Genomic DNA, 6,440 nt, shown 5'->3' with positions numbered 1-6,440 from the left:
ATTCAATCGAGGCAAATTTTCTTGCTCTCAAAGGAACCTCAAACGAGGTTCAAATACATAAGCTCTACTGGCTTAGTTCACTAGCACACTGTTGAGTTCTCAAGCAACACACCCCGAATCGCACCACACACGCGGCCTTATCCGAAGCAGTCATTCCTAGCAGTTTTTGGTGAGACACCCACTCAATCACCTTGAGGTGAGAGCTTGGTTCGTGTCCCGCGGCCACCCGGTTTCCCTGGCGACTTGGAGAACTTTACATGGCCCGCAGGGGCCCGAAACAGGGGGGTACCTTAACTGCGTTTCCGCAGGTCAAGGCCCCTGTTTCGGGCCGGGGCCGCGATCAGCCCTCGACGCGGACGCCGGCGACGTTGCGCTTGCCCTTGCGGACCACGAGCCAGCGGCCGTGCAGAGCGTCGGCCGCGGACGGCTTCCACTCCTCGTCGGCGATCTTCGTGTTGTTGACGTACGCGCCGCCTTCCTTGACGGTGCGGCGCGCGGCGCCCTTGCTGTCGACGAGCCCGGCGGCGATCAGCAGGTCGACGATCGTCGACTCCCCGTTCGGGTCGATCTTGCCGTTGGGCACCTCGGCCATGGCGGCGTCGAGCGTCGGCGAGTCGAGCTCACGCAGCTCTCCCCTGCCGAACAGCGCCTGGCTCGCGGCGATGACCTGCCGGGTCGCCGCTTCGCCGTGTACCAGGGTCGTGAAGTCCTCCGCCAGCTTCCGCTGCGCCGACCGCAGGTGGGGGCGCTGTTCGGTGTCCTCGGCCAGCACCGCGATCTCCTCCTGCCCGAGGAAGGAGAACATCTTCAGGTAGCGGATGACGTCGGCGTCGGCGACGTTCAGGAAGTACTGGAACCACGCGTACGGCGAGGTCATCTCCGGGTCGAGCCAGACGCTGCCGCCGCCGGTGGACTTCCCGAACTTGCGTCCCTCGGAGTCGGTGACCAGCGGCGCGGTCAGCGCGTGGGTGTGCCCGCCGTCGGTCCGGCGGATCAGGTCGACACCGCCGACGAGGTTGCCCCACTGGTCGGAGCCGCCGATCTGCAGCTTGCAGCCGTACTCGCGGTACAGGTGCAGGTAGTCCTGCGACTGCAGGAGCAGGTAGCTGAACTCGGTGTAGGAGATGCCGTCGGTTTCGAGGCGGCGCTTCACCGTCTCCCGGTTCAGCATCATGTTGACCGGGAAGTGCTTGCCGACGTCGCGCAGGAACTCGACCACGCTCTGCTTCGCGGTCCAGTTCAGGTTGTTCTCGATGACCGCGCCGGTCGGCGAGTCGTCGAAGTCGACGAAGCGCTCCAGCTGGCCGCGGATCCGGTCGGCCCACTCGGAGACGGTGTCCACCGTGTTCAGGGTGCGCTCACCGGTGTCGCGCGGGTCGCCGATCATCCCGGTGGCGACGCCCGCCAGCACGATCGGCCGGTGGCCGGCGCGCTGGAAGCGCGAGAGCATCAGCAGCGGGACCAGGTTGCCGGCGTGCAGGCTCGGCGCGGTCGGGTCGAATCCGCAATAGAGCGTGAGGGGTCCTTGGTCGAGGTCTCGCCGCAGTGCGTCGGTGTCGGTGGATTGCGCGATCAGGCCGCGCCAGGTCAGCTCGTCAAGGATGTGCTCGCTCACGCCTGTAGATCCTCCCGCACCAGGTCAACCGACTATCGGCCGGGGGCCGCCGCCCGTCGCTTGCCGCCCCGGCGATAGGTGGAGACCGCGGGAGAGCCGTCGATCCAGAACCGCCATGGCGTGTCCATCGCCATCGCGACGCCGACGCGCGGCCCGGTGCGGATGTTCGCTTCGGGGACGCGGTCGCCGGTGAACAGCCGGACGGGTGACGCGGGGTCGGTCAGATCGACGCCGTTCTCCGGCCGGGCGATGCCGAGCACCGAGGTGAGGATGGCCGGGCCTTTGGCGAGTTCGCCGTTGCCCCGAGCGGACGGCCTCCGCGCGCGGGCGATGTCCGCGCCGGACACCACTTCCCCGGCCCTCAGCAGTACGGCGCCCGGCTGCCCGTCTTCGGTGCCGACGACGTTGGCGCAGAAGTGCATCCCGTAGACGAAGTACACGTACAGATGCCCCGCCGGCCCCCACATGACCTCGTTGCGCGGGGTCTTGCCGCGATAGCAGTGCGACGCGGGATCGTCGAGGCCGCGATAGGCCTCGACCTCCACCAGGCGGACGGCGACCGTGCCGTCGGGACCGGTCGACTCGATCACCGCCCCGAGCAGGAGCGTGGACAGCTCCACCGGATCCAGCGCCAGCTCCCGCCGGGTGAACTGTCTCCCGGTCGCCACGTTCCGCACGTCTCGACCTTAACCGCAGGCTCCGACAGGTTCGGTATTGAGCGATCGCTCAATACCGGTCTACAGTGTCGTTGAGCGATCGCTCAAAACTGGGGAGGAAGCTCGATGAGCCGAAGAGCGCTGTACGTCGAAACGGTGATCCGCACGGACCTCGAAACGCTGTGGCGGTACACGCAGGAGCCGGATCTGCACGAACGGTGGGATCTTCGCTTCGCGCGGATCGAGCCGGTCGCGGGTTCACCGGGACGGTTCCACTACGCGACGAGGTTCCTGGGACTCACCATCAACGGGACCGGGATTCACGCCGGCGAGAGCGAACGGCCCGACGGCGGGAGGACGTCGGCGTTGCGGTTCGCCTCCGCGGATCCAATGTCCCTCATCCGGTCCGGTTCGGGGTACTGGCGCTACACCCCGACCGACGACGGCGTCCGCTTCGTCACCGGCTTCGACTACACCACCCGGTGGGGTGTCTTCGGCAGGTTCGCCGATCTGCTGTTCCGGCCGCTTTTCGGATGGATGACGGCCTGGTCGTTCGACCGGCTCAGGCTGTGGCTCGAAACCGGTGCCCCGCCGGAGGAACTCCCCTTGCTCTCGCCCACAGCCGGCCGCTGCCGCCGGAGCCCGCGGCCGGGCAAGGACGGCGTGGCACCTCGCGTTCTCGACACCCTGGAGCAGGCATGATCTTCCGAGAGGCACTAGGCGAGCAGTTCGCGTCGCTGCATCCGCGCATGCGCGAACGACTGTCGCTGAGCACGGAGAACGGCGTCGGGATGATCGGTGTCGGCGTGATGGACGAGATCTGGCGCGGCGCCGCTTTCACCACACCGTTCCTGCGGCTGGGCGCGTCGAGGCACATCCTGTTCCCCGAACGGGGCCGCAACGTCCCCTTCACCATCGAGAACTACCCGTACGTCGATTCCCTCGGCAGGGAGACGGTCTCGTTCGTCCGCACCTTCGAACTGCCAGGGAGGCGGCGGCGGTTCGACGCGCAGATGATCTACAGCGCCGAGCGCGGGACGATCGTCGACTACCTGGGAACACATCAGCACATCGCCGTCGATCTCGAGCTGACGGTGCGGCCGGACGGCGGCTTCCATTTCCGTTCGGAGGAGTTCCGGCTCTGCGAAGGCCCGCTTCGGTGCGTGGTGCCGCGATCCGTCGTCGGAGTGGCCGAGGTCGACGAGTGGTTCGACGAGGAAAGCGGCCTGTTCCGGATCGAGATCCAGGTGACGAACCTGCGGTTCGGCCCGCTGTTCGGTTACCGGGGCGCGTTCGAGGCGCGGTTCGTGGACCTGCGGGCGGGGGTGAGCGGGGCGGTGAAGCCGTTGCGTGAGAAAGTCCTGGACTGATGAACGGGCCCAGCACGAAACAGCGGTTGATCGACGGCGCGCTGGAGACGATCCGCACCAGCGGCATCACCGCGGTTTCGGCCAGGACCGTCGCCGCGGCGGCCGGCACCAATCAAGCCTTGATCTTCTACCACTTCGGCAGTGTCGAGGAGCTGCTCGCGCAGGCCTGCGTGACGGCGACCGAAAGCCGCGTCTCCCATTACCGTGATCGGTTCGCCGAAGTGAGCACGCTGGGCGAACTTCTGGAACTGGGCCGGACCATCCACGCGGAGGAACGGGCCGAGGGGAACATGGCGGTCCTCGCCCAGACGCTCGCCGGCGCCCAGGCAGGCGGACGGCTGGCCGAGGCGACCCGGCAGGCGCTCGACAAATGGGTTCGCGAAGTCCAAGGCGCGCTCGACCGCGTGCTGACCGGTTCACCGGTGCTCGAACTGGCGGAGACCGAGGGGCTCGCCCACGCGGTCTCCGCCGGTTTCCTCGGCCTGACCTTCTTCGAGACGGTCAATCCGGAAGGTGCCGAGCAGGCGCTGGCGGCGCTGGGGCAGCTGGCTGTCCTGGTCGACGTCCTCGAAGGACTCGGCCCGGTCGCGACCCGCGCGGTGCGCGCGAAGCTCCGGAAGACCGCGAAGAAGTAGCTAAGCGATCTTCGGCGCCACTCGCATGCTGGTGTAGCAGCAGGCGGTGCCGTCGGGCAGTTTCGTGAACAGCACCGGCATCCAGTCGTCGCCGAACATCGAGTTCATCCCGGCGAAGACGTTCTCCGCCACCGGCACCAGCTCCGCCTCGATCGACGGGGCGATGCCTTCGAGCCCATCGGCGAATTCGTAGACGAAGTGCAGCTCCCCTTCCTTCTCGGTGACGGTGATGATGACGCCTTCACGGCGATAGGTACCCGCGAAAGGCGCGACGTCCACCGAAGGCGGTGACGGCGGCGGAGCGAAATCGGCGGGAACCCGGACCCCGGCGAGTTCACCGAGCAGTTCCCGTGACAGCGCTGTGTAAAGCCGATCGGTCGTGCCGTGATTCGTGAGCAACGCGAAGGAGAACCCCGCCTCCGGCACCACCCGCAGGTACGAGCGCTGCCCGATCGACGACCCGTTGTGCCCGAAACCCGCGACGCCGTTCCAGTCGTAGGTCGACAGGCCGAGGCCCCAGCCGTCGGAACCGAGCGTCCATTTGTCGGGTACCTCGACCTCGCGCCGCCGCATCGCGGTCACCGTCTCCTCCGCGAGCACGCGAGCGCCGTCGGCGGCGGTGCCGTCCAGCAGCATCCGCGCGAAGCGGACCACGTCGCCGGCCGTGGCGAGAACGCGGCCGAACGGGCCGGCGGAGCGCGGCAGGAGATCCCAGGCGGCGGTCGGCTCCGGGTCCTTCCCGAGGTGTCCCATCGCGACGCGAAAGCGCAGGGCCTCTTCGGGCAGGGTCATGGTCTCGGTGAGCCCGAGCGGGGCGACGATCCGTGCCCGCAGGGCGTCGTCCCAGGTCAGACCGGTGAGTACCTCGACGATCCGGCCGAGCACGTTGTATCCGACGCTGCTGTAGGACGCGGCCGTCCCCGGCGGGCAGTCGAGCGCCACTCCCCTCGCCGCTTCGACGTACTTGGCGAGACAGTCGTCGCCGCGGCCGGTGTCTTCGATGAAGTCGCAGGTGAGCCCGCCGGTGTGACTGAGCAGCTGGCGGGCGGTGATCGTCTTCGTCGCGTCCGGATCGACCGTCGCGAACTCCGGGAGCACCTCGACGACCGGCGCGTCGAGATCGAGCCGCCCTTCCTCGGCCAGCCCCATCACCAGGGAAGCCGTGTAGACCTTCGCGATCGAGCCGAGCTGGAAGACCGAGTCGGTGGTCGCCTCCACTCCGGTCCCCCGATGCAGGATCCCGCTCGCGAACTCGTGGATCTCGCCGTCCTTCAGCACCGCGAGGGTCGCTCCCGGTACGCGGTGTTCGGCCCGCAGGTCGTCGAGGCGGGACTGCCAGTGGTCATGGTCGAGTGTTGTCCGTACACTGTTAGGCATACTGAACACTGTACGGAAAAATGAGGGGAATGCGGATGTCGGTGTGGATGCGGCCCCCGAAACGCAAGCGCGAGCAGCCGTCGCTGAGCCGGGAGCAGATCGTTTCCGCGGCGATCGAGCTTCTCGACGCCGAAGGCATCGACGCGCTGAGCATGCGGAAGCTCGGAGCCCGGCTCGACGTGGCCGCCGCGTCGATGTACACCCACGTCGCAGGCAAGGACGAGCTGTCCGAACTGGTCGTCGACGAGGTCTACGGCGAGGTCGCGCTCCCGGAGCCGGGTCCGTGGCGAACGGCCGCGACGACGTTCGCGCACGACCTGCGTTCGGTGTTCCTCCGCCATCCGTGGATCGGCTCGCTGCTCGGCGAGGCGGGAGTGGCGTATCTGGGGCCGAACGTCCTGAAGCTGTCGGAAGCGGCGCTGGCTCTGTTCGAAGACGCCCGGTTCTCGCTGGACGACGCCGATCTGGCGTGGAACACGGTCATGGCGTTCGTCGTCGGGAGAGCCACCAGCGAAGCCGCGTGGCTCACGACGCTCAAGCGCAGCGGGCAGAGCGAGCAGGAATGGAAAGATCGTCTGTGGCCCGCGGCCGAGCAAGCGGTGCGGGACCATCCGCGGCTGAAGAAGCTCTACGCCGCACAGCGAAACCAGAAACCGGGCGAGACCAACGACGACGACTTCGAGCGCGGCCTCGCCTGCGTCCTCGACGGGCTGGCGACGAGGCTTCCCTGAAGCGCGTGAAGGCCCCCTTCCCTCGGCTGAGCCGAGGGAAGGGGGCCTTCACGCGA

General features: G+C 67.7%; 7 protein-coding genes. 4 read left to right on the top strand and 3 right to left on the bottom strand.

Going from position 1 to position 6,440, the window contains the following annotated elements; translation table 11 throughout:
• Window positions 1-340: 340 nt before the first annotated feature.
• Window positions 341-1,615 (bottom strand): tyrosine--tRNA ligase, encoded by a 1,275-nt coding sequence (gene tyrS / locus DMH03_RS30650; protein WP_125795415.1) that lies wholly within the window; start codon window positions 1,613-1,615, stop codon window positions 341-343.
• 32 nt (window positions 1,616-1,647) lie between these two features.
• A complete protein-coding gene (locus DMH03_RS30645) occupies window positions 1,648-2,283 on the bottom strand; it encodes a DNA-3-methyladenine glycosylase (protein ID WP_125795497.1) in 636 nt (211 codons plus the stop codon).
• Between the two features lie 114 nt (window positions 2,284-2,397).
• Here DMH03_RS30645 and DMH03_RS30640 point away from each other — a divergent pair, with 114 nt between their 5' ends.
• From DMH03_RS30640 to DMH03_RS30630, 3 genes are read left to right on the top strand one after another with little or no spacing between them, the layout of a single operon-like run.
• Window positions 2,398-2,973: an SRPBCC family protein gene (locus DMH03_RS30640; RefSeq protein ID WP_125795414.1), complete on the top strand. Its 576-nt coding sequence runs from the start codon at window positions 2,398-2,400 to the stop codon at window positions 2,971-2,973.
• Entirely contained in the window at window positions 2,970-3,641 is a 672-nt protein-coding gene (locus tag DMH03_RS30635) for a DUF4166 domain-containing protein (protein ID WP_125795413.1), read from the top strand. The genes DMH03_RS30640 and DMH03_RS30635 overlap by 4 nt, the downstream gene beginning before the upstream one ends.
• Window positions 3,641-4,276 (top strand): TetR/AcrR family transcriptional regulator, encoded by a 636-nt coding sequence (locus DMH03_RS30630; RefSeq protein WP_125795412.1) that lies wholly within the window; start codon window positions 3,641-3,643, stop codon window positions 4,274-4,276. The genes DMH03_RS30635 and DMH03_RS30630 overlap by 1 nt, the downstream gene beginning before the upstream one ends.
• On the opposite strand, the gene DMH03_RS30625 is transcribed toward DMH03_RS30630, so the two are convergent.
• A complete protein-coding gene (locus tag DMH03_RS30625) occupies window positions 4,277-5,653 on the bottom strand; it encodes a serine hydrolase (RefSeq protein ID WP_125795411.1) in 1,377 nt (458 codons plus the stop codon).
• 35 nt (window positions 5,654-5,688) lie between these two features.
• Between DMH03_RS30625 and DMH03_RS30620 the strand changes: the two genes are divergently transcribed.
• A complete protein-coding gene (locus DMH03_RS30620; protein WP_125795496.1) occupies window positions 5,689-6,384 on the top strand; it encodes a TetR/AcrR family transcriptional regulator in 696 nt (231 codons plus the stop codon).
• The last annotated feature ends 56 nt before the right edge of the window (window positions 6,385-6,440 follow it).

Source organism: Amycolatopsis sp. WAC 01376 (assembly GCF_003947415.1).
Classification (GTDB): Bacteria; Actinomycetota; Actinomycetes; order Mycobacteriales; family Pseudonocardiaceae; genus Amycolatopsis.
Note: the sequence above shows the minus strand (reverse complement) of the source record. Positions and strands in the feature narration are given on the sequence as shown.